The organism is Bradyrhizobium sp. USDA 10063, from assembly GCF_054063735.1.
This window is the reverse complement of record NZ_JBSSGP010000002.1, coordinates 1,086,437-1,111,068: the sequence shown is the minus strand read 5'-3', so window position 1 is coordinate 1,111,068 and position 24,632 is coordinate 1,086,437. Positions and strand designations below refer to the sequence as shown.

The 24,632-nt window shown below is 62.3% G+C and carries 29 protein-coding genes and 1 pseudogene; 17 read left to right on the top strand and 13 right to left on the bottom strand.

The window, feature by feature from the left end; genetic code table 11:
- Positions 1-344 precede the first annotated feature (344 nt).
- On the top strand, positions 345-563 hold the full coding sequence (locus ACVJGD_RS07160) for a hypothetical protein (RefSeq protein WP_456633688.1): 219 nt from the start codon (positions 345-347) through the stop codon (positions 561-563).
- 147 nt (positions 564-710) lie between these two features.
- Here ACVJGD_RS07160 and ACVJGD_RS07155 read toward each other — a convergent pair whose 3' ends face one another.
- A complete protein-coding gene (locus ACVJGD_RS07155; RefSeq protein WP_456633687.1) occupies positions 711-2,780 on the bottom strand; it encodes an ATP-dependent helicase in 2,070 nt (689 codons plus the stop codon).
- Between the two features lie 106 nt (positions 2,781-2,886).
- Between ACVJGD_RS07155 and ACVJGD_RS07150 the strand changes: the two genes are divergently transcribed.
- The gene (locus ACVJGD_RS07150; protein ID WP_456633686.1) at positions 2,887-3,144 is read left to right on the top strand and encodes a hypothetical protein; all 258 of its coding nucleotides are present in this window, start codon (positions 2,887-2,889) and stop codon (positions 3,142-3,144) included.
- Positions 3,145-3,314: 170 nt separating this feature from the next.
- On the opposite strand, the gene ACVJGD_RS07145 is transcribed toward ACVJGD_RS07150, so the two are convergent.
- From ACVJGD_RS07145 to ACVJGD_RS07135, 3 genes are all read right to left on the bottom strand, one after another.
- Positions 3,315-3,557, bottom strand: coding sequence for a hypothetical protein (locus ACVJGD_RS07145; protein ID WP_456633685.1), 243 nt, complete (start codon positions 3,555-3,557; stop codon positions 3,315-3,317).
- Positions 3,558-3,818: 261 nt separating this feature from the next.
- A complete protein-coding gene (locus ACVJGD_RS07140) occupies positions 3,819-4,076 on the bottom strand; it encodes a hypothetical protein (RefSeq protein ID WP_456633684.1) in 258 nt (85 codons plus the stop codon).
- A 62-nt stretch (positions 4,077-4,138) separates the two neighbouring features.
- Entirely contained in the window at positions 4,139-4,339 is a 201-nt protein-coding gene (locus tag ACVJGD_RS07135; protein WP_456633683.1) for a DUF3072 domain-containing protein, read from the bottom strand.
- Positions 4,340-4,456: 117 nt separating this feature from the next.
- Here ACVJGD_RS07135 and ACVJGD_RS07130 point away from each other — a divergent pair, with 117 nt between their 5' ends.
- The 5 genes from ACVJGD_RS07130 (at position 4,457) to ACVJGD_RS07110 (ending at position 6,272) form a co-directional block, all read left to right on the top strand.
- Positions 4,457-4,657, top strand: a complete 201-nt coding sequence (locus ACVJGD_RS07130; RefSeq protein ID WP_456633682.1) for a hypothetical protein — start codon at positions 4,457-4,459, stop codon at positions 4,655-4,657.
- A 136-nt stretch (positions 4,658-4,793) separates the two neighbouring features.
- Entirely contained in the window at positions 4,794-5,039 is a 246-nt protein-coding gene (locus tag ACVJGD_RS07125; RefSeq protein ID WP_456633681.1) for a hypothetical protein, read from the top strand.
- Between the two features lie 24 nt (positions 5,040-5,063).
- The gene (locus tag ACVJGD_RS07120; RefSeq protein WP_456633680.1) at positions 5,064-5,234 is read left to right on the top strand and encodes a hypothetical protein; all 171 of its coding nucleotides are present in this window, start codon (positions 5,064-5,066) and stop codon (positions 5,232-5,234) included.
- Between the two features lie 263 nt (positions 5,235-5,497).
- Complete coding sequence (locus ACVJGD_RS07115; protein ID WP_456640202.1) at positions 5,498-5,731, top strand: DUF6894 family protein; 234 nt, start codon at positions 5,498-5,500, stop codon at positions 5,729-5,731.
- A 358-nt stretch (positions 5,732-6,089) separates the two neighbouring features.
- Positions 6,090-6,272 carry an isochorismatase family protein gene (locus ACVJGD_RS07110; RefSeq protein WP_456633679.1) on the top strand — a complete coding sequence of 61 codons (183 nt, stop codon included), beginning with the start codon at positions 6,090-6,092 and terminating at the stop codon, positions 6,270-6,272.
- 46 nt (positions 6,273-6,318) lie between these two features.
- Here ACVJGD_RS07110 and ACVJGD_RS07105 read toward each other — a convergent pair whose 3' ends face one another.
- Positions 6,319-6,585, bottom strand: a complete 267-nt coding sequence (locus tag ACVJGD_RS07105) for a hypothetical protein (protein WP_456633678.1) — start codon at positions 6,583-6,585, stop codon at positions 6,319-6,321.
- Positions 6,586-6,652: 67 nt separating this feature from the next.
- Here ACVJGD_RS07105 and ACVJGD_RS07100 point away from each other — a divergent pair, with 67 nt between their 5' ends.
- Positions 6,653-6,844 (top strand): hypothetical protein, encoded by a 192-nt coding sequence (locus tag ACVJGD_RS07100; RefSeq protein WP_456633677.1) that lies wholly within the window; start codon positions 6,653-6,655, stop codon positions 6,842-6,844.
- A 267-nt stretch (positions 6,845-7,111) separates the two neighbouring features.
- Here the strand turns inward: ACVJGD_RS07100 and ACVJGD_RS07095 are convergent, their stop codons facing one another.
- Positions 7,112-8,626, bottom strand: a complete 1,515-nt coding sequence (locus ACVJGD_RS07095; protein WP_456633676.1) for an ATP-binding protein — start codon at positions 8,624-8,626, stop codon at positions 7,112-7,114.
- A 270-nt stretch (positions 8,627-8,896) separates the two neighbouring features.
- Between ACVJGD_RS07095 and ACVJGD_RS07090 the strand changes: the two genes are divergently transcribed.
- Both ACVJGD_RS07090 and ACVJGD_RS07085 read left to right on the top strand, forming a co-directional pair.
- Entirely contained in the window at positions 8,897-15,178 is a 6,282-nt protein-coding gene (locus ACVJGD_RS07090; RefSeq protein WP_456633675.1) for a HAMP domain-containing protein, read from the top strand.
- Positions 15,179-15,193: 15 nt separating this feature from the next.
- A complete protein-coding gene (locus ACVJGD_RS07085) occupies positions 15,194-16,690 on the top strand; it encodes a sensor histidine kinase (protein WP_456640201.1) in 1,497 nt (498 codons plus the stop codon).
- A 73-nt stretch (positions 16,691-16,763) separates the two neighbouring features.
- Here the strand turns inward: ACVJGD_RS07085 and ACVJGD_RS07080 are convergent, their stop codons facing one another.
- The gene (locus ACVJGD_RS07080; protein ID WP_456633674.1) at positions 16,764-17,033 is read right to left on the bottom strand and encodes a hypothetical protein; all 270 of its coding nucleotides are present in this window, start codon (positions 17,031-17,033) and stop codon (positions 16,764-16,766) included.
- Between the two features lie 62 nt (positions 17,034-17,095).
- Here ACVJGD_RS07080 and ACVJGD_RS07075 point away from each other — a divergent pair, with 62 nt between their 5' ends.
- From ACVJGD_RS07075 to ACVJGD_RS07065, 3 genes are all read left to right on the top strand, one after another.
- On the top strand, positions 17,096-17,305 hold the full coding sequence (locus tag ACVJGD_RS07075; RefSeq protein WP_456633673.1) for a hypothetical protein: 210 nt from the start codon (positions 17,096-17,098) through the stop codon (positions 17,303-17,305).
- A 168-nt stretch (positions 17,306-17,473) separates the two neighbouring features.
- Positions 17,474-17,683 carry a hypothetical protein gene (locus tag ACVJGD_RS07070; RefSeq protein ID WP_456633672.1) on the top strand — a complete coding sequence of 70 codons (210 nt, stop codon included), beginning with the start codon at positions 17,474-17,476 and terminating at the stop codon, positions 17,681-17,683.
- A 2-nt stretch (positions 17,684-17,685) separates the two neighbouring features.
- Positions 17,686-17,913, top strand: coding sequence for a hypothetical protein (locus ACVJGD_RS07065; RefSeq protein ID WP_456633671.1), 228 nt, complete (start codon positions 17,686-17,688; stop codon positions 17,911-17,913).
- Here ACVJGD_RS07065 and ACVJGD_RS07060 read toward each other — a convergent pair.
- Both ACVJGD_RS07060 and ACVJGD_RS07055 read right to left on the bottom strand, forming a co-directional pair.
- The gene (locus tag ACVJGD_RS07060) at positions 17,910-18,053 is read right to left on the bottom strand and encodes a hypothetical protein (RefSeq protein WP_456633670.1); all 144 of its coding nucleotides are present in this window, start codon (positions 18,051-18,053) and stop codon (positions 17,910-17,912) included. The two genes, ACVJGD_RS07065 and ACVJGD_RS07060, sit on opposite strands and share 4 nt — an antisense overlap.
- A 112-nt stretch (positions 18,054-18,165) precedes the next feature.
- Positions 18,166-18,597, bottom strand: coding sequence for a CBS domain-containing protein (locus ACVJGD_RS07055; protein ID WP_456633669.1), 432 nt, complete (start codon positions 18,595-18,597; stop codon positions 18,166-18,168).
- 162 nt (positions 18,598-18,759) lie between these two features.
- Here ACVJGD_RS07055 and ACVJGD_RS07050 point away from each other — a divergent pair, with 162 nt between their 5' ends.
- A complete protein-coding gene (locus tag ACVJGD_RS07050; protein WP_456633668.1) occupies positions 18,760-18,978 on the top strand; it encodes a DUF6894 family protein in 219 nt (72 codons plus the stop codon).
- Between the two features lie 24 nt (positions 18,979-19,002).
- Here ACVJGD_RS07050 and ACVJGD_RS07045 read toward each other — a convergent pair whose 3' ends face one another.
- Positions 19,003-19,446, bottom strand: coding sequence for a hypothetical protein (locus ACVJGD_RS07045; RefSeq protein WP_456633667.1), 444 nt, complete (start codon positions 19,444-19,446; stop codon positions 19,003-19,005).
- A 150-nt stretch (positions 19,447-19,596) separates the two neighbouring features.
- On the opposite strand from ACVJGD_RS07045, the gene ACVJGD_RS07040 reads away from it, so the two are divergent.
- Entirely contained in the window at positions 19,597-19,863 is a 267-nt protein-coding gene (locus ACVJGD_RS07040) for a hypothetical protein (protein ID WP_456633666.1), read from the top strand.
- A 66-nt stretch (positions 19,864-19,929) separates the two neighbouring features.
- Here ACVJGD_RS07040 and ACVJGD_RS07035 read toward each other — a convergent pair whose 3' ends face one another.
- Positions 19,930-20,439 carry a YciE/YciF ferroxidase family protein gene (locus ACVJGD_RS07035; protein ID WP_456633665.1) on the bottom strand — a complete coding sequence of 170 codons (510 nt, stop codon included), beginning with the start codon at positions 20,437-20,439 and terminating at the stop codon, positions 19,930-19,932.
- 74 nt (positions 20,440-20,513) lie between these two features.
- Entirely contained in the window at positions 20,514-21,248 is a 735-nt protein-coding gene (locus ACVJGD_RS07030) for a DUF72 domain-containing protein (protein WP_456633664.1), read from the bottom strand.
- 75 nt (positions 21,249-21,323) lie between these two features.
- Between ACVJGD_RS07030 and ACVJGD_RS07025 the strand changes: the two are divergent.
- Positions 21,324-21,655, top strand: a pseudogene (locus ACVJGD_RS07025) (DHA2 family efflux MFS transporter permease subunit); the annotation flags it as partial.
- Between the two features lie 105 nt (positions 21,656-21,760).
- Positions 21,761-23,098 (top strand): PQQ-dependent sugar dehydrogenase, encoded by a 1,338-nt coding sequence (locus ACVJGD_RS07020; protein ID WP_456633663.1) that lies wholly within the window; start codon positions 21,761-21,763, stop codon positions 23,096-23,098.
- Between the two features lie 4 nt (positions 23,099-23,102).
- Here ACVJGD_RS07020 and ACVJGD_RS07015 read toward each other — a convergent pair whose 3' ends face one another.
- Entirely contained in the window at positions 23,103-23,360 is a 258-nt protein-coding gene (locus ACVJGD_RS07015; protein WP_454619063.1) for a hypothetical protein, read from the bottom strand.
- Positions 23,361-24,632: the final 1,272 nt, after the last annotated feature.

The following is a 24,632-nucleotide window of genomic DNA, read 5'->3' as shown; positions in this document are numbered from 1 at the left end:
TCAATATTTCTTCATCGCGGAGGCAAAGCCGACCATGAAGCGATCTTGCCGCCAGCGCGGGGCTCAGCGAGGCGCACCGGCGGCACCAGGAAGGGTGCGAGCAACAGGGGCCAATAGCTGCGGCCTTCCGCCGCGCGCATGCCGACGATCGAGTCACGACCTGTATGTCCGCCGTGACGAAGTTCAGAGCGAGCAGAGGCGCTGCCGCGCCGCGTTGTCTGATCGCCCTTCGTCTTGCTGACACGCATGGCAAGTAGACTCACGGCCGGTCAAGCGATCACCAGATGATTCTCCGGGACCGGCGGCGGGCTACCGCAGCGGCGGTCGGAACAAAGCGTTGGATCATGAATTTGAAGGCGATGGTTCAAATCGACGTTCTTGAAAAACCGATCGAACGCATCAAGGAAACCTGCGTGATGATGGGCATCACGGAGAAGTTCGAGCGCGCGCTTCCGGAGCTCGAGACGTTCCTGGAAGGCGAAGTGGCGAAAGGCGAGACCCGCGAGACGCGGCTGACTTACGATGGACTCTGCTACCTCAAGCAGATCTTCTCGAGGAAATAGGCGCGCTGCGTACGGAAAGGCTTTCACGACCGGTCAATCGGACGACGGCTCTAGCGCGGCTTCGTCACCCGCCACGGGAGTCGTCGCAAGAGTTTCGGACTTGCCGTTAACGTGGCCCAGCAGGGATCGTTCCCGATCACTGCTCGGCTAGCGCCACATCCCGCGCATCTTGGCGCGGATGTCGACTTGCGCGGCACGATCTGTCAGCGCGGCAGCCGCCGGGCGAGCGATCGGCCAGGTGGTGCGCTCGAACAGCGGCGCCAGCCTTTCCGGGATGAAACGCGTGCGCGAGGCGTACATGTGCCGGTCGCCTTTGGCGCTCTGGCCGTGCACGAAGAAACGCTGCGGCACGATCAGTTGCAGATCATCCTTGGCGCGGGTCATGGCGACGTAGAGCAGGCGGCGTTCCTCTTCCAACTCGGCGCTGGTCCCGGCGCCGAGATCCGACGGCATGCAGCCGTCGACGACGTTGAGCATGAAGACTGATTTCCATTCTTGTCCCTTGGCGGAATGGATCGTCGACAGGATCAGATAATCCTCGTCGAGCAGCGGCGGGCCGGCCTGGTCGCTGGTCGCATCCGGCGGGTCGAGCGTGAGCTCGGTCAGGAAGCGCTCGCGCGAGGGATAGCCGCTTGCGATCTGCTCAAGCTGTATCAAATCCGCCCGACGGACCTCGGCGTCCTCGTGGATGCGGTCGAGATGCGGCTCGTACCACAGCCGCGCCCGCTCGATATCGACGGGCCATTCGGAGTAACGGAGGTTTTCGACCGAGCGCACAAACCCCTTCCAGTCTTCGCCGGCGCGTGGCGGCGAGGGCAGGGTGCCGAGTGCGGCAATCGGATCGGCAGCCTCGGCCATGCGGTCGAGCACCCGCTGCGCCGAGCTCGGCCCAACGCCCGGCAGCAGATGCAGGATGCGAAAACCGGCGACGCGGTCGCGCGGGTTCTCCACGAAGCGCAACAGCGCCAGCATGTCCTTGACATGGGCGGCATCGAGGAATTTCAGCCCGCCGAACTTGACGAAAGGAATGTTGCGGCGGGTGAGTTCGATTTCCAGCGGGCCGCTATGCGAGGAGGTGCGAAACAAGACGGCCTGGTGCTTGAGCAGCGCGCCTTCCTCGCGGTTCGCCAGGACCTGCTCGACGATGTATCGGGCCTGATCGGCCTCGTCGCGGACGGCGACGAGAAGCGGCTTGCGCGACGATGTCCGCTCGGTCCAGAGATTCTTCGTGAAGCGTTCCTTGGCCAGCGCGATCACGCCGTTGGCGGCCGACAGGATCGGCTCGGTCGAGCGATAATTGCGATCGAGCGTGATGATCTCCGCCCTCGGCGTAAACTGGTCCGGAAAATCCAGGATGTTGCGGACCGTGGCGGCGCGAAACGAATAGATCGACTGCGCATCGTCACCCACGACCGTAAGGCCGTTTCCTCCGGGTTTGAGCGCGAGCAGGATCGACGACTGCAGGCGGTTGGTGTCTTGATATTCGTCGACCATGACATGGTCGAAGCGGCCGCCGATCTCGTCGGCAAGCGCAGCATCGATCACCATCTGCGCCCAATAGAGCAGGAGGTCGTCGTAATCGAGCACGTTCTGCTGCTGCTTGGCGTCAACGTAAGCGGCGAACAGGCGCTTCAGTTCGTTCGCCCAGCCCGAGCACCAGGGATAGAACGTGCCGAGCACGCTCTCGATCGGCGTCTCGGAATTGACGCAGCGGGAATAGATCGCAAGGCACGTGCCCTTGGTCGGGAAGCGGCTCTCGGTTTTGGAGAATCCGAGGTCGTGCCTGACAAGGTTGACGAGGTCGGCGGAATCTTCGCGGTCATGGATGGTGAAGGCAGGATCGAGCCCGATCCGCTCGGAATATTCCCGCAGCAGCCGCGCGCCGATGCCGTGAAAGGTGCCGGACCAGGTGAGCGCATCGGTCATAACGCCGGCATTGTCGCCGAGCACGCGGCGGGCGATCCGTTCGACACGCTTGGTCATTTCCGCCGCTGCGCGGCGCGAGAAGGTCATCAGGAGGATGCGGCGCGGGTCTGCACCGCTGACGATCAGATGCGCGACGCGGTGGGCCAGCGTGTTGGTCTTGCCCGATCCCGCGCCGGCGATCACCAGGAGCGGCGCGCCAATGGTTCCATCCGGCCCGACGCCGTGCTCGACGGCGCGCCGTTGCGCAGGATTGAGCGCATCCAGATATGTGTCTTTGCTGTCCGCGAGCACGAATCACCCCGGAGCAAGCTAACAGACATCGGGCCTGTTGGGATGAACCTCCGGGGTGGTGCGAGAATTAGATTGACTTTGGCTGCGTCCGGAGCACAACCGCGCGATGGGTGACGTAACGAGTTCCGACACACCGCTGAAGGCGACGTTCAAGATCAAGCTGAACGGCGAGACGGTCACTATTGCCACCGTCGGCCAAGCCTACCGGTTCATCACCAATCTGAATTCAGTGGAGTGGATGGAATTCCGCCAACTGCATGACGAGGCGGTCAGCGCGCTGGAGAAAGCCGCCGACAACGCGATGTTGGCAATCCCGGCGACCAATGCGCTGCGCTCGCTGTTCGTGCGCGCAAGACTGCTCTGAGAGGAAACGGGCCGCCCGGCGCCGAAGGCGGCCCGAGATTGCAGCCGTGGCGGATTGAGCCCGAGCCGCCGTGTTGTACCGCCGTTACCTTGTTTGCGGCCATAACAAGCTTTGCTTAGGCAAAAAGCCACGATTCGGCCATGTCCGTACGAACACGGTCACGGCGCGTCCTACGCCAGCAAGCGCTCATAGGTGAGTGCGGAGCGCAGGTTGATGGTGGCGATCTTCAGATAGCGCGATTCCTTCATGGCATTGTTGAGCATCAGGATCGCCGTTCTCCAGTGAACGCGCTCGCGCTGATCCTCAGTGAGCGATGAAAGGAAGTCCGCTACGTCGCCAACGGTTTCGATCGTCCGCCCGTCTTTCAACGCAAGCGGGAAAGGAAGCGGCGAATTCCGTTCGATGTCCAGCAAGAGGTGCTCCGGGCAGTGACCAATCGGCCGACCGACGCTTAGTCACCCCGGCTATATCATTTGTTAACGGAAGGCGAGGACACAAAAGAGGAGGCGGCCCTTGCGGCCGTCTTCCTTCGATTCGCAACGCCTGATCGTCACTGACAGATGTGTCGTCGGCCATCCCGGCCGATGAATGTCGTTCCGGGCTGGCAGACGAAGCCGCTGTTGTAGCCGTAGCCATAGTAGCCGTCGTTATAGGCATAGGTGTTCCGCATATCCTCAACGAGCCGTCCATTTGTCGAGTTCGTCGATCAGCCCGTCCAGATATTCCGTCGGCTTGTTTTCCCGGCGGATCAGGTCTCGTCTAAGCTTCAGCCGCGAGAGCGCGACTGCCTTTCGTTCGGAAGTCACCATGCCCGCGCGGTAGAGTTCGGAAATGGCGATGTGCATTCCCGCGATGGTGTCATCCCATTGGCGCAACAGCCGCAGCAGATTTTCCGAGGTATCCTTGAGGAGCTGACGCTCTTCCTCCGTCATCGGCCGATAACGGCTGATAAGGCCGATGGCTCCGGACGCGGCGAGGGAGTTGTCACCATCAGCTAGAACGAATCCGCCAGCGCGATTTCCGTCTCGAGCGCATGAATACGCCGCTCGGCTTCTTCGAAGCTGAGATCTCGCGCGTACTGCTTGGGCTGGTAGGCCTCCTCTGCGAGGCCCTTTAATCGCAATGCCTGGGCGCGGGTCATTTGGGCGCTGGCGCGCTCGCGCACCCCGCCATATTTCACGGCCGATGTCCTCATGGTCTGCCTCACGGTCTCAAATCCGTGACTTGACTTTATGTTCTATTTTTGTTCTAACAAGGCATGGACAATAGAATTAATGAAATCCGTCGTAAGATCAGTGCGTTACGGGACGAGATGATCGTCGTCGAGGGCGTGATCCGCGACCAGGTCAATCACGATCACGATTGCACGGAAGCGGCGCGCCGGCTGCTTGCCATGCGTTCGGAGATGACGGTGCTGATCGGTCAGTGGAAAGCTGCCGGCGGCAGCGAACGGCTGCCCGATGTCAGAGAGCACCTGAAACGCCAACCGGTTGCGCGACTGAAGAAGGATTGAGCGCGTCAATCAGCCTCGCCAGCGGACCGTGTTGCGGCTCCGTGAACAAGGAAGTTGCGCGACAGCACGATGTACTTCCGCCCGTTTCGAACCAGGAACGGACGTTGTCTCCGCGCGTTTGGATCGTGAGGAGAACATGACCGAGCCCTTACCCATATTGATCGAACATTCGGTGCAGATCGCCTGGGATTTTCTCGAGCGCACCGGCGAGCTCGACGATGCCGCAGTCGCGAGCCGCTTTCTCGTCGATGATATCGAGTTGATGGTGCAACGGGGAGAGCGGCGGCGCCTTCTGCTGTCGAACAAGGCGATCGACGACTATCGGGGCTTCAAGCGCAGGCGCGCGATGCGGGTCGGGCCAGAGCTTGCGCCGGCGACGTGAGTGCACGGTTGCGAGGAAGCCAGGATGCTCGAGAAGAAGCTGAAGGAAGCAATCGTAGGCGAGCTGCTGCGCCAGGCGGGCAACAACCCGCAGGCCCTGCACGTTGAACGATCCTCCGATCTCGTCGTCAAAGGCAAGATCGATCTCGACGCGCTGGTTATGGTCATCGCCGGTTCGGTGGCAGGAGGCCCATAGCGCGAGGTGCTGCGGGACCGCGACGGAATGTCCGCGTCAGGAACCGATCTGGCTCTCGCGCTTGCCTCGTGAGGAGGTGTCGCATGAGCAAGGAAACGCCACTCGATGATCCCCGGCAGCAGACCGACTGGGGTTCGCACAAACAGACCGATAAACCGTGGAAGGGGAATCCGGAGAAGGAGCAGCGACCCGGCGGCCCGAAACCTGACCTGGAAAGGTGGCACGAGAGCAATACCAGTCAAAGCTGGTCTAACGCCACGAGCATGCCGATGAGCCACTATCACTTCAGGCTTGTTGACCACGATCGGACGATCGATGTCACGGGGCGACCGGTGGACGACCGCGACCAGGCGCTCGCAGTCGCCAAGCGGCTTGCGATCGATATCGCCGAGAGCAGGCAGGAATATCTCGGCAAGGGTTATGCGGTTGCGGTGCTCGATGATGCCGGAACCGAAATCCATCGCGAAAGCATCGACAGCGCCGAGAAGAGCGGCTGAAAATCGACGCTGAGGTTCTCCAAGCAACTTTCACCACGTTGACGCGTTTGAGCGTCGGACGACCCGTCAACAAGCTAACGCGCGAAGCCGCGGGAGGGCGCAATGGCGAAGGCAATGCTTGCGACGATCAGCATCGGCTTCGCACTTTTGATTGCGCTCCTTGTCTACGTGGCTTTCACGCTTTGACTTGAATGCGAGGACGCGTGGTCGACACTGTTCTTGCTATATCCGGAGGTCTGCATGGGCCTTGAAACCGCTTACGGCATCGGGGCTCTGGTTCTTCTCACGGCCCGGATCTAACTGTCTGGCGGAGCCAGCTTCCGCTGGACTTTTTTGTCGAGCCGAGACGGACGTCTGCGTGCTCTCGACGGTGCTGGATGCTGTCAACCTCAGCTTTCGCGTGATCATCGTCGAGGACGCGCTGTGCAGTTCCTCCGACGCCGGTCATGACGCTCTGATGACGATGTATCGATTGCGCTTCACCGAACAGATTGACCTCGTCAAGGCCGAGCAGTTGGCCGACATCTGGCGGCCGGAATGACGCGGCCCGGATCCCGCGCCGGGGTCGCCCGATGCTTCCGTTGATGTCAATCGACGAGGGTCTCGGAAAGAGGGCGGCTCAGCGGGGAAAACCCTTGGAGGCGCCCCTCCAGCAGGGCGTCCATGCCACGGCGGTGCAACCATAACAGTCCGACTGCAAGCTGGCGGAGATCGTTGCGGTCGGCACCGACCGGAAGCTGGCGTGCGCGGCGCAGCGCGTCGGCCGCCTGTTGCTCCACCGGAGATCGCTTACGTTCCATAGGAATCCGCCCCCCGCGGCCATCAATATTAACGACATGGAATAGTGACAACATGGCCCATTTCGGCTGCCGCAACCGTCACATAGGTTAACTTCGAGGAGTTTTGTGTCGGACGGGAACGATGAATGACGATCGCAACCCGCTGCTCACACTGATCTCCTGCGTTATCTGCAGGAAGACGATGCGGCTCGAGAGGAGCACCCCGGGCGATGACGGCAAGGACGTCATTCAGTATCGCTGCGAGCAATGCGGGCGCATCGAGCGGGTCCGGCTCGTGCGGGGAAGCTGGCCGTCCGCGAGCCAGGCTAGCTGATTGAGGTCGCCAACGGGACCAACTCGGTGCCCGGATAGGCGACCATCCAATCGTCCAGCAATTCCTCGTAACTGGAATCGTCGAGCACGAGTGGGCGACACGGCGCCAAATCCCGCCCATGCGCGAGCTTACTGCGTTTTGGCGGTCTCCTTCGGGTCGTCATTGGCCATCAATGCTCCAGCGGCATTTCCCGTGGCGCTCCGAACAACAAATCCGGGCGCGGCCAGGTTCCTGCGGGTCGGATGAAATGACGACCCGCGGCGCGGATCAACCGTGCCCGGTCAGCTTCGACAACTCACGGCTGAGCTCGTGAAGCTGGTAGGGCTTGCGGAGGACGGGAAAATCCACCCTGACGTGCTTGGCAGTATCGGAATAGCCGGTCGTGAGCAGGACCGGCAACGTCGGGTTTCGTTCCCTGATCGCGCGCGCCAGCTTCAGTCCGTCCATCTTGCCGGGCATGATGATGTCGCTGAACACGAGGTCGACATCGTCAGCCTCGATCTCTTGCAGCGCCGTTTCGGCGTTGGGCACCCAGCGGACAGTGTAGCCGAGCTGCTCGAGCAGCCCGGCGCTAGCATCGGCCACGGCGGGATTGTCCTCGACCAGCAGGACGGTTGCGGAGGCTTGCTTGTTCAGGCTCTCCCGTTCGTGATGTTCGGCCGCGCTGCTCCGGGGCAGGCGGAGGCGGACCGTGGTGCCCTTGCCAAGCCCGCTTTCGATCTCAATCGTACCGCCGGCCTGATGGACGAAGCCATGCACCTGGGAGAGGCCGAGGCCGGTTCCCTTGCCGATGGGCTTGGTGGTGAAGAAGGGATCGAACACTTTGCCTAGCACATCTTGTGGGATGCCCGTGCCGGTATCCCCGACCGAAATCAGAACCTGATCCTTGTCCGGATCATTGCGCGCCGAGACGGCGACGGTGCCGCCTTCCGGCATCGCATCCCGAGCGTTGATGACAAGGTTGAGGAGGGCGGTTTCAAACTCGGTGGGATCGACGAAGACCGGCCAGACGTCGGACTGGATATCGATCTGCAACGCCACCATGCTGCCAAGCGCGCTGGCCAACACCTCCCGTACCGACGCGATCTGGCGATCGACGTCGATGGTCCGCGGATTGACGCTCTGTCTTCGGGCGAAGCTGAGGAGCTGGCTGGTCAGGGATGCGGCACGCTGTGTAGCGGTCTCGATCGCACTCAGCGCACGCACAGCCCGCGGGCTCGTCAGCTCCTTCTTGATCGTGTGCAAATTGCCCGAGATGATCATCAAGAGATTGTTGAAGTCGTGCGCGACACCGCCGGTCAGTTGGCCCAGCGCGTCCATCTTCAGGGATTCCGCAAGCTGTCGCTGTACCTGCTCGAGCTTGAGCTGCGCTTCGCGCCGCTCCGTGATATCGCGGGTGATCTTGGCAAAGCCGATCAGGCGGCCGGAGGGATCGCGAATCGGGTCGATCACGATGCTCGCCCAGAAGAACGAGCCATCCTTGCGGACGCGCCAGCCTTCCTCCTCGTAGCGACCGGTCTCCTCGGCGATTTTCAACGCCCGCGCCGGCTTGCCCGCCGCTCGATCTGCCGGGGTATAAAAGCGCGAGAAATGCTGGCCGATGATTTCCTCGGCCGCGTAGCCCTTGATTCGCTCTCCGCCCGCATTCCAGTTCGCGACGATACCTTGCGGGCTCAGCATGTAGAGCGCGTAGTCGGTGACGCCCTTGACCAGAAGACGGAAATTGCGCTCGCTCTCGAAGTAGTCCTTTTCGAGTTCGAGCTGTTTGGTCTTCTTGGCCATCTGAGATCCTGCCCCGCGGACGGCCAACGCCAAGGCGAGACTTTCGTTCCTGCACCAGGCTTAAGTCTTCCAGGGTTCGCTGATCGGTCTTAAAAAAGTTCCCGACGGGCGGGAACCTTCAGTCGGATGTCTCATTGATAACGTTTGGCTCTGTCCCAAGAATTACCGCATATTTTTCTGGCTTGATTAGATCGCAACCTACCCTTCTTATGCGTCCGATGGTCCGGAACTTCGAAAATCCAAAGCCGGCCAGCGTGCAGGGGGAATTTTATGACCGATCTTGGTCCCGCTCCTCGTAGTCGTGGCGAACCCCGCCGTAACAGACAAAACGGCAAGATCGATCCCACCCAGGACCTGTTGCAGTCCCTTCAGGCAATGAGGGCCGGCGACTTCACCGTGCGCATGCGCGGCGACTATCTTGGGATCGACGGCAAGATCGCGGACGCCTTCAATGAGATCGCCGCGGCCAACGAGCGCATGGCCCAGCAGCTCGAGCGCGTCGGAGAGGTCGTCGGCCGCGAGGGACAGACCCGCCAACGCGTGAATCTCGGTCTTTCCAGTGGCTCCTGGGCGGACATGGAAGGCTCCATCAACACGCTGATCGACGACCTCTTGTGGCCAACGCGGGAAGTGACGCGCGCGGTCGCGGCAGTCGCACAAGGCGACCTGCTGCAGACCGTGCAGCTTGACGTCGAAGGGCGGCCGCTGCGCGGCGAATTCCTGCAGTCGGCCAACATCGTCAACACGATGATCAAGCAGCTCGGCGTGTTCACATCGGAAGTGACGCGCGTGGCGCGCGAAGTCGGCGTCGAGGGGCGGCTTGGCGGACAGGCGCAGGTACCGGAGGTGACCGGCGTCTGGAAAGACTTGACCGAGAGCGTCAACTCGATGGCCAACAACCTGACCGGTCAGGTCCGCAACATCGCGGAGGTGACGATCGCGGTCGCCAATGGCGACCTGTCGAAGAAGATCACGGTCGACGTCCGTGGCGAGATCTTGCAGCTCAAGGAAGCGATCAACACGATGGTCGACCAGTTGCGCTCGTTCGCGTCCGAAGTGACGCGCGTCGCGCGCGAGGTGGGCACCGACGGCAAGCTCGGCGGCCAGGCGATCGTGCCTGGTGTGGCCGGCACCTGGAAGGATCTGACCGATTCCGTCAACGCGATGTGCGGCAACTTGACCGCGCAGGTGCGCAACATCGCCAACGTGACGACCGCGGTGGCGCGCGGCGACCTGTCGCGGAAAATCACCGTTGACGTCCGCGGCGAAATCCTCGAGCTGAAGGACACCATCAACACGATGGTGGACCAGCTCAACGCCTTCGCCGGCGAGGTCACGCGCGTGGCACGCGAGGTCGGCACGGAAGGCAAGCTCGGCGGCCAGGCCCAGGTGCCCGGCGTCGGCGGCATCTGGAAAGATCTGACTGACAACGTCAACTTCATGGCGTCCAACCTGACCGCCCAGGTGCGCAACATCGCCGACGTCGCCAGCGCGATCGCCGGTGGCGACCTTTCCAAGAAGATCACGGTGAATGTGTCAGGCGAAATCCTTCAATTGAAGGAGACGCTGAACACGATGGTGGACCAGCTCAATGCCTTCGCGTCCGAAGTCACGCGCGTGGCGCGCGAAGTGGGCACCGAAGGCAAGCTGGGCGGCCAGGCCAATGTGCTCGGCGTGGCCGGCACCTGGAAGGACCTGACCGACAACGTCAACTTCATGGCGTCCAACCTGACGGCCCAGGTCCGCAACATCGCGGAAGTGACGACGGCCGTTGCCAACGGCGACCTCTCGAAGAAGATCACGGTGGACGTCCGCGGTGAAATCCTGGAACTGAAGGACACCATCAACACGATGGTGGACCAGCTCAACGCGTTCGCCGGCGAAGTCACGCGCGTGGCGCGCGAGGTCGGTACCGAAGGCAAGCTCGGCGGCCAGGCGCTGGTACGCGGCGTGGCCGGCACCTGGAAGGATCTGACCGACAGCGTCAACTCGATGGCATCGAACCTGACCGGCCAGGTCCGCAACATCGCGGAAGTCGCAACCGCGGTGGCGAAGGGCGACCTGTCGAAGAAGATCACGGTGAACGTGTCAGGCGAAATCCTTCAATTGAAGGAGACGCTGAACACGATGGTGGACCAGCTCAACGCGTTCGCGGGCGAAGTCACGCGCGTGGCGCGCGAGGTGGGTACCGACGGCAAGCTGGGCGGCCAGGCCGAGGTGCCCGGCGTCGCCGGCACCTGGAAGGACCTCACCGACTCCGTGAACTCGATGGCGGGCAACCTGACCGCACAGGTACGCAACATCGCGGAGGTCGCGACCGCGATCGCCGGCGGCGACCTGTCGCGCAAGATCACGGTGGACGTGCGCGGCGAGATCCTGCAGCTCAAGGAAACGCTGAACACGATGGTTGACCAGCTCAACCGCTTTGCGGGCGAGGTGACGCGCGTGGCGCGCGAGGTGGGCACCGAAGGGCGTCTGGGCGGCCAGGCGAATGTGCCCGGTGTCGCCGGGACCTGGAAGGACCTCACCGACAGCGTCAACTCGATGGCCGGCAATTTGACCGCGCAGGTCCGCAATATCGCGGAAGTCACGACCGCGGTGGCGCGCGGCGACCTGTCGCGCAAGATCACGGTCGACGTGAAGGGCGAAATCCTGGAGCTGAAGAACACCATCAACACGATGGTGGACCAACTCAACGCCTTCGCCTCCGAAGTGACGCGCGTGGCGCGCGAGGTCGGCACCGAAGGCAAGCTTGGCGGCCAGGCCGAAGTGCCCGAGGTCGCCGGCACCTGGAAGGACCTCACCGACAACGTCAATTTCATGGCGTCGAACCTGACGGCCCAGGTGCGCAACATCGCGGAGGTCGCGACCGCGATCGCCGGCGGCGACCTGTCGAAGAAGATCACCGTCGACGTCCGCGGTGAGATTCTGCTCCTGAAGGAGACGCTGAACACGATGGTGGAGCAGCTCCGCTCCTTCGCAGCGGAAGTGACGCGCGTGGCGCGCGAGGTCGGCACCGAGGGCAGGCTGGGCGGTCAGGCCGTGGTGCCCGGCGTGGCCGGCACCTGGAAGGACCTCACTGATAACGTCAACCTGCTGGCGGCGAACCTCACCACGCAAGTGCGCAACATCGCGGAAGTCACGACCGCCGTGGCGCGCGGCGACCTCTCGCGCAAGATCACCGTCGACGTGAAGGGTGAAATCCTTGAACTGAAGAACACCATCAACACCATGGTGGATCAGCTCAATGCGTTTGCCGGCGAAGTGACGCGCGTGGCGCGCGAGGTCGGCACCGAAGGCAAGCTCGGCGGCCAGGCCGAGGTACGCGGCGTCGCCGGCACCTGGAAGGACCTCACCGATACCGTGAACGTGATGGCAGCCAACCTGACCGAGCAGGTGCGCGGCATCGTCAAGGTCGTGACCGCGGTGGCCAATGGCGATCTGAAGCAGAACCTGACCGTGAAGTCGAAGGGCGAGGTGGCCGCGCTCGCTGACACCATCAACAACATGACAGAAACCCTGGCGACGTTCGCCGATCAGGTCACGACCGTGGCGCGCGAAGTCGGCGTTGAAGGCCGGCTCGGCGGCCAGGCCAATGTGCCCGGCGCCGCCGGCACCTGGAAGGATCTGACCGGCAACGTCAACCTGCTCGCCGCGAACCTGACCTCGCAGGTCCGCGCCATCGCAGAAGTTGCGACCGCGGTGACAAAAGGCGACCTGACCCGCACCATCCAGGTCGACGTCCGCGGCGAGGTGGCCGAGCTCAAGGACAACATCAACACCATGATCGGCAACCTCCGTCTGACGACGGACCGGAACACCGAGCAGGACTGGCTGAAGACCAATCTCGCCAGATTCACCAACATGCTGCAGGGCCAGCGCGACCTGTCGACCGTGGGGCGGCTATTGCTGACCGAACTGGCGCCCGTGATCAACGCGCATATGGGCGTGATCTACCAGGTCGAGAACGCCGAGAACCCGCAGCTACGTCTGTTGTCCGCCTATGCAGACGATGGCGCCAATCCCCACCCGCCCTTTGTGCGAATGGGCGAGGGACTGATTGGCCAGTGTGCACTGGACAAGCGCCAGCGGCTGCTCTCGGATATTCCGCGCGACGTGGTGCCGGTTAATTCCGCGCTGATGCGCGTGCTACCGAAAAACGTGGTCGTATTCCCCGTCCTGTTCGAGAACCAGGTCAAGGCGGTGATCGAGTTGTCCTCGCTCGCGGCGTTCACCGCCTCGCAGATCACCTTTGTGGAGCAGCTTACCGACAGCGTCGGCATCCTGCTCAACAGTATCGAGGCGACGATGCAGACCGAGGGCCTGCTGAAGCAGTCGCAGCAGCTCGCCGGCGAGCTTCAGACCCAGCAGCGGGAATTGCAGCAGACCAACGAGCAGCTCGAACTGAAGGCTCAGCAGCTCGCCGAACGAAACGTCGAGGTTGAACGCAAGAACCAGGAAATCGAGCAGGCGCGCCGCGCGCTGGAAGAAAAAGCGAGCGAGCTTGCGCTGACCTCGAAATACAAGTCCGAATTCCTGGCCAACATGTCGCACGAGCTGCGCACGCCGTTGAACAGCATTCTGATCCTCGGCCAGCAGCTTTCGGAAAATCCGGAAGGCAATCTGTCGCCGAAGCAGGTTGAATTCGCCCGCACCATCCATGGCGCCGGCACCGACCTGCTCAACCTGATCAGCGACATCCTCGATCTTTCGAAGATCGAGTCCGGCACCGTGACCGTGGACGCCGAGGAGATCCTGACATCGAGCCTGCTCGAGACCGTCGGCCGGCCGTTCCGCCACGAGGCGGAAAACCGTCATCTGTCGTTCAGCATCGAGGTCGACGAGACGCTTTCCCGCAGCATGGTCACCGACTCCAAGCGCCTGCAGCAGGTGCTGAAGAACCTGTTGTCGAACGCCTTCAAGTTCACCGCCGAGGGCGGCGTCAAGCTGACCGTCTCGGCCGCGGTCGGCGGCTGGAGTGCCGAGCATCCGATCCTCAACACCGCGCCCGCAGTCGTCGCCTTCGAGGTGAGCGATACCGGCATCGGCATCCCTCTGGACAAGCAGAAGCTGATCTTTGAAGCGTTCCAGCAGGCCGATGCCGGCACCAGCCGCAAGTACGGCGGCACCGGCCTTGGCCTTGCCATCAGCCGCGAACTCGCGAGCCTGCTTGGCGGCGAAATCCATCTGCGAAGTGCGCCCGGCAGAGGCAGCACCTTCACGCTCTATCTGCCGCTGAAATATTCCGGCCCGACCGTCGCGCTTCGCGTGCCGCCGCCGCTGCCCTTATCGCAGGGTGGCGCGCCGGCGCTGCAAGCGCCCGCAACGCAGGAGCGTGTGGTGGAGGTGCTCGACGACCGGCTCAATCTCGAGCCTGGAGACATGATCCTCCTGATCGTCGAAGACGACCCGCATTACGCGCGGGTCCTGGTCGATCTGGCCCGAGACAAGGGCTTCAAGGTCCTGGTGGCGAACCACGGTGGCGACGCATTGGACCTCGCCAAGCAATTCCAGCCGACCGCGGTTTCGCTCGATGTGTTCCTGCCCGACATGCTCGGCTGGACCGTGCTGAGCCAGCTCAAGCACAATCCGCTAACCCGGCACATTCCCGTGCAGGTCATCACGCTCGACGAAGACCGGCAGCACGCGCTGGCGCGTGGCGCATTCTCTTTCGTCAACAAGCCCACGACGACCGAGGGCGTCAGCGCGGCACTCGCCCAGATCAAGGAATACGCAAGGCCTCGACGCAAGCGGCTTCTGATCGTGGAAGACAATCCCGCCGAACAGCTCAGCATCAAGGAACTGCTCGATCACAAGGACGTCGAGATCGTCACCGCCGGTACCGGAGCAGGCGCGCTGTCCACCCTGCGCAACAATCCCTGCGACTGCGTCGTGCTCGATCTCCGGCTGCCGGACATGAGCGGGTTTGAGGTGCTCGACGCAATCCGCAAGGACGAAAGCCTGTCCAATGTTCCGATCGTGGTCTTCACCGGACGGGAACTTTCGGCCGAGGAGGATGCCGAGCTTCACACGATGGCGCGCAGCATTGTCGTAAAAGGCGTCGAATCGCCAGAGCGTCTGCTCGATGAAACGTCACTGTTCTTGCACCGTGTCATCACGGAATTGCCGATTGAAAAACAAAGGATGCTCGAGAAACTTAACAGTTCCGATGAGGATCTGATTGGCAAGACGGCGCTTCTCGTCGATGACGATGCACGAAACATCTTCGCGCTTTCCAGCGTGCTCGAGCGGCGTGGTATGAAGGTACTGACAGCTACGACCGGCCACGAGGCTATCGCGCTGGTCGAATCCAATCCCAAGATTGCCATCGTCCTGATGGACATCATGATGCCGCAGATGGACGGCTATCAGACCATCGGCGTAATCAGGCAGAATGCGGCACTTGCCCGTCTTCCCATCATCGCATTGACCGCGAAGGCGATGAAAGGCGACCGCGAGAAATGCCTGGAAGCGGGAGCGTCGGATTATCTGGCCAAGCCGGTGAATACCGAGCAATTGCTGCTCGCCATCCGCATGTGGCTACATCGCTGAAGCAGCGTGAAAATGATGGACCACGAAAAGGTGAACATCCTTCTGGTCGACGATCAGCCGGCAAAGCTGCTGGCCTATGAAGTGATCCTGAAGGAGCTCGGCGAGAATTTGGTGGTGGCCGCTTCGGGGCGGGAAGCTCTCGAGTTTCTGCTCAAGAACGAGGTTGCGGTCATCCTGGTCGACGTCTGCATGCCCGAGCTCGATGGTTTCGAGCTCGCGGCCATGATCCGCGAGCATCCGCGCTTCCAGAAGACCGCGATGATTTTCATCTCGGCGATCCAGGTCAGCGATATCGACCGGCTGCGCGGCTATGAAATGGGTGCGGTCGACTACGTTCCGGTGCCGGTGGTGCCGGAAGTGCTGCGCGCCAAGATCCGCGTATTCGCCGAGCTCTACCGCAAGACCCGGCAGTTGGAGCGGCTCAACTCCGAACTTGAGGATCGTGTCCGCGCGCGCACCGCAGAGCTCGAGCAATCAACCGCGCGGCTGGTCGAGAGCGAACAGCGCCGCAGCATGGCGATTGCTGCCGGCAAGATGGGCTCCTGGGACTGGGATTGGGTCAACGGCGACTGGATGTGGGACGACGGCCAGTACAAGATCTTCGGCGTCGATGCCAAGAGCTTCGAGCTGACGTCCGCGAACATTCAAGCGCTGTTTCATCCCGAGGATTTCGATGGCTTGCGTGAGGCCTGGACGGAATTCGCGAAGGGCGTGAAATCGTACGAGGCTGAATTCCGCATCATCCGCCCCGATGGGGAGGTGCGCTGGTGCGTCGGCACGGCGGCAGCGACCACCGACAAGAACGGCCGGGTGGTGCGGGTCAGCGGCGTCACCGTCGACATCACCGACCGCAAGCGCGCCGAAGAACGGCAGAGCCTGCTCACGCGAGAAGTCGATCATCGCGCCAAGAACGCACTCGCGCTGGCGCAGTCGATCGTGCGGTTGACGCGCGCGCAGAATGTCAACGCGTATGTGCAGGCGGTAGAAGGCCGCATCACGGCGCTGGCACGGGTTCACACCGTGCTGTCGCTCTCGAGCTGGCAGGGTGCTGAAATCCGCCGACTGGTCGCTGAAGAAGTGGCGCCCTATTCGGAGGCCGGACAAATCCAATACGAGGGAGCGGAAGTCCAGCTCGAGCCTGCCACGGCGCAAACGCTGGCGCTGGCGCTGCACGAGCTCGTCACCAACTCCGCGAAATACGGCAGCCTCTCTTCGCTCTCGGGACGGCTCGCCATTACCTGGGAAGTGCAAAGCGACAAGCTGATCATGGCGTGGGTTGAAACAGGCGGCCCGCGCGTGACCAAGCCGACCTCCAAGGGATTCGGCACGAGGAGCGTGATCGCCAGCATCGAGACGCAGCTCGGCGGCAAGGCCGATTTCGACTGGCGTCCCGAAGGCCTGGTCTGCCGGCTCACGGTGCCGCTGCAGGGCAAGCCGCGCACTGAGGCGACTCCCTATCGGGATATGAATGCGCCAGGACCGGAGCCGGCGCTCAGTTCACGCACCGCATAGCCGCGACAGATCAGGCATCGGGAACTGCAATTAGGAACGTTCTCGTCGCTGGCCGATTAGTTTCATCGACGTCTTAAGGATGGGTTGCGATGAAACTGACACGAACTGCATTGGCTTTCGGAGTCACGCTGTGCTCCACACTTGCACTGGCGCAAGCCGGTGGCGCACCGAGCGGGCGCGGATCGACCACGGGAGACCCGGCCGCGAGCTCCGCCACACCCGGCTCCGCGCCGACAACCGGCAGCGCAACGAGGCCGAGCCGCAGCGGTAGCGGGACATCGACTTCAGGCGGACGGGACGACAACGGCGACGAGGGCAGGGACAGGATGCCCGAGACCAACATGACCGTTCGCCCGAACACTCCCGACAAGAAGTAATCGCAAAGAGGTTGCAACGGAGAGGAAGATGGGACTTGCGCAATACGCCATCGTGCCAATTCGCGACCAATGGGGCGTGCTGCATGACGGCGCTGTGAACGGTGAATATGCGACCAAGGAGTCTGCGTTCGAATCGGCCGTCGCTGCTGCATCGCTCGCGATTCGACAGGGCCATGAGGTGCATCTGAGCGTGCCGGCACGGCAGCAGGGCGAAGCCGCCACGCAAGCCAAACCTTAGCTGCGGAGGAATGACGGTCGTCAGGAGAAAAGCTTGTCGTGGCGGTTTTTCGAGATGGTTCATTCCTTGCGCAACCGTTTTATTTTGTTCGCGCGAAGTAACCTGAGTTAGCGACGATAGGTTGGCGGAAGCGCGATTCTTGGCTCATTCGCGAAGCAGGAGACTTCCATGACGGCAAAACGCAATCGAAGAAAGAACAGCGTGCCGTTCGACGAGCGGCTCCAGAGGGCGGCGGACGAGGCGCGTGCGGGCAGCAGAGCAGTTGCCGCAAGGCGAAGCACGCGATGCATTGTTGAAAAAGGCAAGGCAAGCGGAGACCGCTGCTCATCTGAACGAATGGTTGACATCACCCGGCCTGCAATCGCCGCGCTGACATGACGATGGATCGCAAGGCTGCCTGCCTGGCGCAGGCCGACGCCTGCCGGGCGATGGCGCAAGCCGACCCCGCGAACAGCGATCACTGGATCGAAGAATCGATTAAATGGCTTGAGCGTGCCATCGATCCAACAGGCGGCCTGTCGATGACCTTCGAGACGAAGGACGAGCAGCAGCTCTCGACAGATGAAGCTGTTTCCCCGATCGTGTCCTCGGGAACGACGGGATCCTAATCCGACTCGACGTAAGCTATTCGCAGATAGGCGATCGCGCCCAAAGCCACGATGATGCCGGCGGCAATCAGGAAGCCCGGCAGGAACAGCGACGTCGGCGGCGGGCCGGCGGTCCGCGGCACATGATTGGCCCGCTTCATCCCAACAGATATCTCAGCATCCCCGTGGGCGGTGCCGCGCTGACGATCGCCAACGTCGCGCAAAGCAGATCAAGGTTGAGGCTGACCTTCTCATGCTGATGCTCGCGCATTGCTATAGCTGCGCATGCTGGGCGCTGGGACGAGAAATCTCGCTTAGCGCCGCGCCCGCGCCGTCACCGCCCTTTGCCTGCGCAATATCGCCGAGCGCAATGATGCCGACCAGCCGCTTCTCGCGATTGAGCACGGGCAGGCGGCGGACCTGGATCTTACCCATATTTGCCGTGACCTCGTCGAGATCCTGATCTTCGAAGCAGTACTTCACCTCGGCAGTCATGACGTCCCGTATCCGCGCCTCCGGTCCGCGACCCATGCCGATGCCGCGAACCGCGATGTCGCGGTCGGACACCATGCCGACCAAACGGTCATTCTCGGTTACCGGCAACAGTCCGACGCCGAGCGCGCCCATTGCCTCTGCCGCATCCTTCAAGCTGTCTTCGGGAGTACAGAGCTGAACGTCTGGGGTCATCGCATCGCAAACTCTCATGGCAGACCTCGCTGTCGTTGTTTAGCGCCTAACCGACGTTGCGGACCGGCGTTCCTTCAAGCCGCCAGGATTTTCTAAGCGGACGGGACAGCGGACTACGGCCAGGGAACCAAGCCGGGTTGCCGTGCGTATTCCTGGGTGAGACGATGCCAGGAGCGAAAAATGCCGCTCTACCATTTCGATCTCGTCAACACCAAGACGGTTGCCGATCAAGGCGGCGCGGAACTTTCCGATGACATCGCCGCGATGGATTCGGCCGACGACATTGCGCGGCGGCTGCTCGGCGAGCACCCGGACCTGAAGAACCGGCACTACTCGATCCTCGTGACCAACGAAGACGGTGACGAGATTTGCCGATTGCCGCTCGACATCATCCACTAGGCGAAAAACGCATCCACGGCCGCCCTATTGCGAGATCAGCGACAACTCGATCGTGCGGGCGTGCTTGTATTGCTGAAAGGCGGAAATGGCTCGGTTCGACAGCATAAGTCTGTTGTGCTGGCCTTGGCTGATCATGAACGCGACTTTCTCGATCAGGAAGCGATGCGCTTCCACGGGATCATCGATTTCGCCAGCCCGCTCAAGATAGTCCCACGCGATCTCCACCGCGCTTTCCAGCAGCGCAGGGAAGGCCTCGTCTTTGAACCATACGGACATGTCGGTCCCGCGAATCTCTGTCGGGAACCCGGTTTGGCCTGCTTGGTTCCTAACTTTCTCCCGATCAAGACCGCAATCGGCCCCGAAGTAATTAGGAACGACTGCGGTGCGCGGACGTTGTTGGGACGGAGCAAGTAACTTCGGAAGGAGAGATCCGGAAGAGGAGACATCCGGAAGAAGAGAAAACTCCAAGCAAGTACCCCGTCGGTTATGAAAATAACTGGCGGGGTCTTTTGTTGACGGGGCCATCGATGCTGAAGCGCCCGAACTTGCGTTCATGGCGGTAGGAACTGGTCGGCGGGCGTCGGGTTGAGCCCTCACTTCAACCCCAGGGAGATGCTGATGAAGAAGATCATTCTGGCCTCTGCATGTGTTCTTGCGCTGTCGGCCGGCGGCGCGCTTGCGCAGCAGGCGCAGCCCGCGCCGGGTGCGTCCAGCCAGGGCAATGTCGGGCCTGGCGCGACACCGCATACGAGTACGCACCCAAGCAAGAAGGGCATGACGACCGGCGCTGGCAGCGGCTCGGGCCGCGCGGCCAATCCTTCCAGCCAAGGCAATGTCGGTCCGGGCACCAATAACAACATGGGCAAGCAGCCGGGCGGCCGATAACGGATCGATGCGATCAAGAAAAATGCCGGCCGTGCGCCGGCATTTTTTTGACCAGGAGTCACGCGGTCAACTGGCCGCTTTGCGATTGACGCCCTTGCGCAGCGCGATCGTGTTGAGCTTGGTATTGGCGGCCTTTTCCTCGTTCAAGTTGGTGGTGAGGAAGCGCACGATGTCATCGTGGCCGAGCTCTTCCGCCCAGGCGATCAGGGTGCCGTAGCGGGAAATCTCGTAGTGCTCGACCGCCTGCGCGCTCGCCACGATTGCGGCGTCGAGCACCGACTTGTCCTCGATCTCACCGGCAACCTCGTTGGCTTCCTTGATCAGCCCATCGATCGCCGGACAGTCGGTGCCGGACGGCTGCTTGCCGAGCTTCTTGAAAACCTGATCGAGGCGTTCGATCTGCTTGCTGGTTTCGTCCAGATGAGTCTTGAGGCCCTGCGTCAGATCCCTGTTGGTAGCGAGCTCTATCATCTTCGGCAGCGCCTTGGTGATCTGTTGCTCAGCATAATAGATGTCCTGTAGCCCGTGCAGGAGCAGGTCGTTCATCGTCTTGATGTCTTTCGAAAGCAATCCCACGTTAACCTCCTCAAATGTATCCGAGGCCGCGCAAGCGGCTCTCGGCAACCAACATCACGCGGCTCGCGTGGTTCCTACTTTCTCCGCTCAACCAATTGTCGCAGCTTTGCCGCGTCGGCGGGCGCGGCGCTCTTCTGGTCGTTGTCGAAATAAACGTAGACGTCGCAGCCCTGCTTCTTCCAGGAGCGGATGCGCCTAGCCCACTCGGCCAGTGTCGCGTTGCGATAATGGCCCTTGTACTGGCCTCCAGGGCCGTGACCCCGGACATAGACGAAATCGGCGGTGCGCCTCCACGGCGCCGGCGCATCGTGGTGGTCCGAGATACACAGCGACATGTTCGCATCCGTGAGTAGCCGCATGATCTTCGGGGCGTACCAGCTCGGGTGCCGGAACTCGAAGCTGTAGCGGCGCCTCTTCGACAGCAGCTTGAAGAACGAGGCGAGGCGATCCGGGCTGACCTCGAACTGCGGCGGCAGTTGAAACAGGATGGGGCCGGCCTTGTTGCCCAGTAGCGACAGACGGTCTTCGAGCAGCTCAAGGCTGTTCACCGAGTTCTCCGACAGGCGCTTCCAATGCGTGATGAACTTGGATGCCTTCCAGGCGAAGACAAAATCGTTGTCCGTCTGCTCGCGCCAGCCTTTCACCGCTTCCGGCGTCGGCGTGCGATAGAAGACGCCATTCAATTCCGTGGTCGAAAACTGGCCGGCGTAGTAGCGAAGCTGGTTCTTGAGCGGCAGGCCCTTCGGGAAGAACGGCCCGCGCCACGAATCATAGTGCCAGCCAGACGTCCCGATCAGAATACGTGCCATCACTTCGCGATGCGTTGGAGTGCAATGGAGCACGGAGAACCGACACTCTGCGCGAGGGTTCCAATCGGCAGTTGCGTTGGCCTGCCGTTCCTGTTCCTGCCGGTGACGACGGCGTCCTACGACGGTGTGCCGCCGGACAGACCAACCAAGCCTCGGCGCTGATCAATGTCGCCCGCAACATCGGCGGCTCGATGGGAGTCGCGCTGGCGCAGACCGTGCTGGCGCAGCGCGCTTCCGACGCCGCCTCGCAGGCGGTCGCATGGGTCGGCCAGACATTGCAGCGCCAGGTCGACTTCCTCGCCTATATCGACGTGTTCTGGACGCTCGCCGTCATCGGCGCTCTGATGATCCCGCTCGCGCTGAGCATGCGCTCGATCGATCTCAATGCACCGGCAGGAGGACATTGACGGCCAAATCGCCGCAACCACAGACGAGATTGTGAAATGAGCCCGCCAAGGTTCTGCGCTATGGATGCGTATTCGCGAGATCGTCGTCTCGCGTGAGGATATGAAATGCCCTGGAAGCCAGTCGCAGCAAGCGTCACGATTACGACCTTGCTTGTGTTGACGATCCCGGCTGATGCACAGCCGGCTGTGCTGAAGGGACAGGAAGCCTATGGCGATTGGCGACGCGACAAGCCGGGCACGGTGCGCCTGATCACCCCGCAGGATCTGCCCAAACCCGGAGCGACACCATCGTCCGCGAACATGTCGCGGGTCGCGCCGCGACCGGCCTCCGCAATTCCGCAAGTGCCGCCGGGGTTCAAGGCCGAACTGTTCGCCGACGGCCTGAACGGGCCGCGGATCATCAAGACCGCGCCGAACGGCGACATCTTCGTCGCCGAGACCCGCGCCGGGCGCATCCGGGTGTTGCGCGCTGCCGATGGTGCGACCAAACCTACGGTCAACGAGGTCTATGCCACCGGCCTCGATCGTCCGTTCGGCATCGCCTTCTTTCCGAATGGCGACAACCCGCAATGGCTCTATGTCGCCAACACCGGAAGCGTGGTCCGCTTTGCCTATCGCAATGGCGACCTCAAGGCTTCCGGAAAGCCGGAAACGATCGTCGCCAATCTGCCGCACGGCTGGGGCCATTCGACCCGCGACATCGTCTTTGCGCCCGACAATAAGCGGATGCTGGTCTCGGTCGGCTCCGCAGGCAATTCGGGCGAGGGCATGGGTACCCCGCCGGGTGGCCTGGACACCTGGAAGCGCGAGCGCCCGGTCGGCGCCGCCTGGGGCAATGAGACCGACCGCGGGGCGGTGCTTGCCTTCGATCCCGACGGCAAGAACCAGCGCCTCTTTGCCACCGGCATCCGGAATTGCGTCGGGCTTGCGATCCAGCCGCAAACCGGCGTGCCCTGGTGCTCGACCAATGAGCGCGATGGCCTCGGCGACAACCTCGTGCCCGATTACGTGACCCGCGTGCGCGAGAATGCGTTCTATGGCTGGCCGTGGTTCTACATCGGTGCCAACCAGGATCCGCGGCACGTCGGCGCGCGTGCCGACCTGAAGGACAAGGTCACGGTGCCCGACGTGCTGCTGCAGGCGCATTCCGCGTCGCTCGGCCTCGCGTTCTATGACGGCCAGAATTTTCCCGCCGACTATCGCGGCGACATATTCGCGGCCCTTCACGGCTCGTGGAACCGGTCGAAGCGCACCGGCTACAAGGTGATCCGCATCCGGCTGAAGGACGGCGTGCCGACCGGCGAATATGAGGACTTCGCGACCGGCTTCGTCATCAACGATTCCGAGGTCTGGGGACGCCCGGTCGGCGTCACCGTCGCACGCGATGGCGCGCTGCTGATCACCGAGGACGGCAACGGCACGATCTGGCGGATCAGCCGCTAGGCCCTCAGCCTTGCCCGTCGCTGAGACCGTATTCCTCGTAGATCGCCAGCGGATCGGCGTCGGGGAACAGCCGGCACTTCGCCTGCGCCAGATGCAGGGTGACGGTTCCAGGATCGCAGCCGGCGGCAAGCAGCTTTCGAATGTCTTCCATGTGCGGCCGCGGCTGGTGTTTTGGAGGAAGCTGCTCGAGGGCGACGAACGCCGTCGCCAGCGCCTCGGTGATAACCCATTCGTCGTGGCCGGTGATTCCCTTTCTCGGCATCGCCACACCTCCCACGTTGGAGCAAGGCACATTCTAGCGTAAAGGCTGGGCGCGCCGCCATTGCTGGATTGCATCCAGCCAGGGCGATGCCTAGGACGTGCACACCATTTCCGGCACAGCATCATGCAGCAATTAAGGCTTCTGGCCGACGATCTCACTGGCGCGCCCGGCCCGCTGGACGTGGCCTGGCACGCGGATGCGATCAGGGGCCGGATCGGTCGCCGATACGCCGGCGCCTGTTGTGGTGCGGAAGCGGAGGCTCGCCGGTGCGCTCGCGGGAGCAGGCGATGTCCGGGCGTCCCGGGTGCTGCAGCCGCCGGTGCTCGGCGTGCTCGGTTCCGACCACCCGGCGACCGAGGCGCAACTGGCGATCAGCAGAAGCGTGCTGGTTTCTGCAGTGAGCGGCCGCCTCGGGACGACGTGGGGATGGATTCTAATTCAATTTTCAAACAGCCGGGGGGATGTGCGTTCGCATTCTCGCGGCGCATCGCGTCCGAGCTTTGTGTCTCGTTTCACCCTCCTCGATATCAGAGGGCGCAGGGAAAGCCGGGTGCTGGTTGCACCCGTGGGCCCCGTGCAACAAAAAGCACGGGGGTAGGGCCACAGGTTCAACCGATTCACACCGGCTTTCCCTGCGCGATGGTTTTACGGCTTACTTCGTGCTCTTCCCGGTGACCGGGCTTTTTTGCCACCGTCACCCTTAGGGATGTTTCCATCCCCCAGGACTTAGCGCCAGCGTCGGGGCGCCAGAACCACACGACTTCGCCGTCCGCGGATAGCTGCGCTCGTCGTTCACAGCACCCGCGTCCACCGCATCTCACCGCAACGTTCGTGACGATCGCGAGCCGCCCCTCATCTGGGTGAGACGCGCGGAGTTAAATCACTGATTTGCCCGACGGCGAAAGCGGAATGTTTTTTGCGCGAGGGCTGGACAGGGCAAATCAGATTGAAAACGCTGGCGAATTTTTCTCCGCCGTCATTTCGGGGCTTGCCCTTCGGACGCCTCGGAATGACGGAGAGTGAGGAGCACTGGCCCATCCCTCGATACGCCGCTTACCCTCGATACGCCGCTTACGCGGCTCCTTTGTATGAGGAGCGCGGTTGCTCGGAACCTGTTGTGGATGATAGAGAGCCCGCCATATGGAGCGGCGGGCTTTTCTTAGGGCATTCGGAGTAGGCGCGGTCGGTTTGGGCACAGCCTTTTGGGCTGGCAGCCGGAGTGCTTTGCGCGGCGGTTGCTATCTTCAGCTCGGTACCAGCATCAGTGCAGGT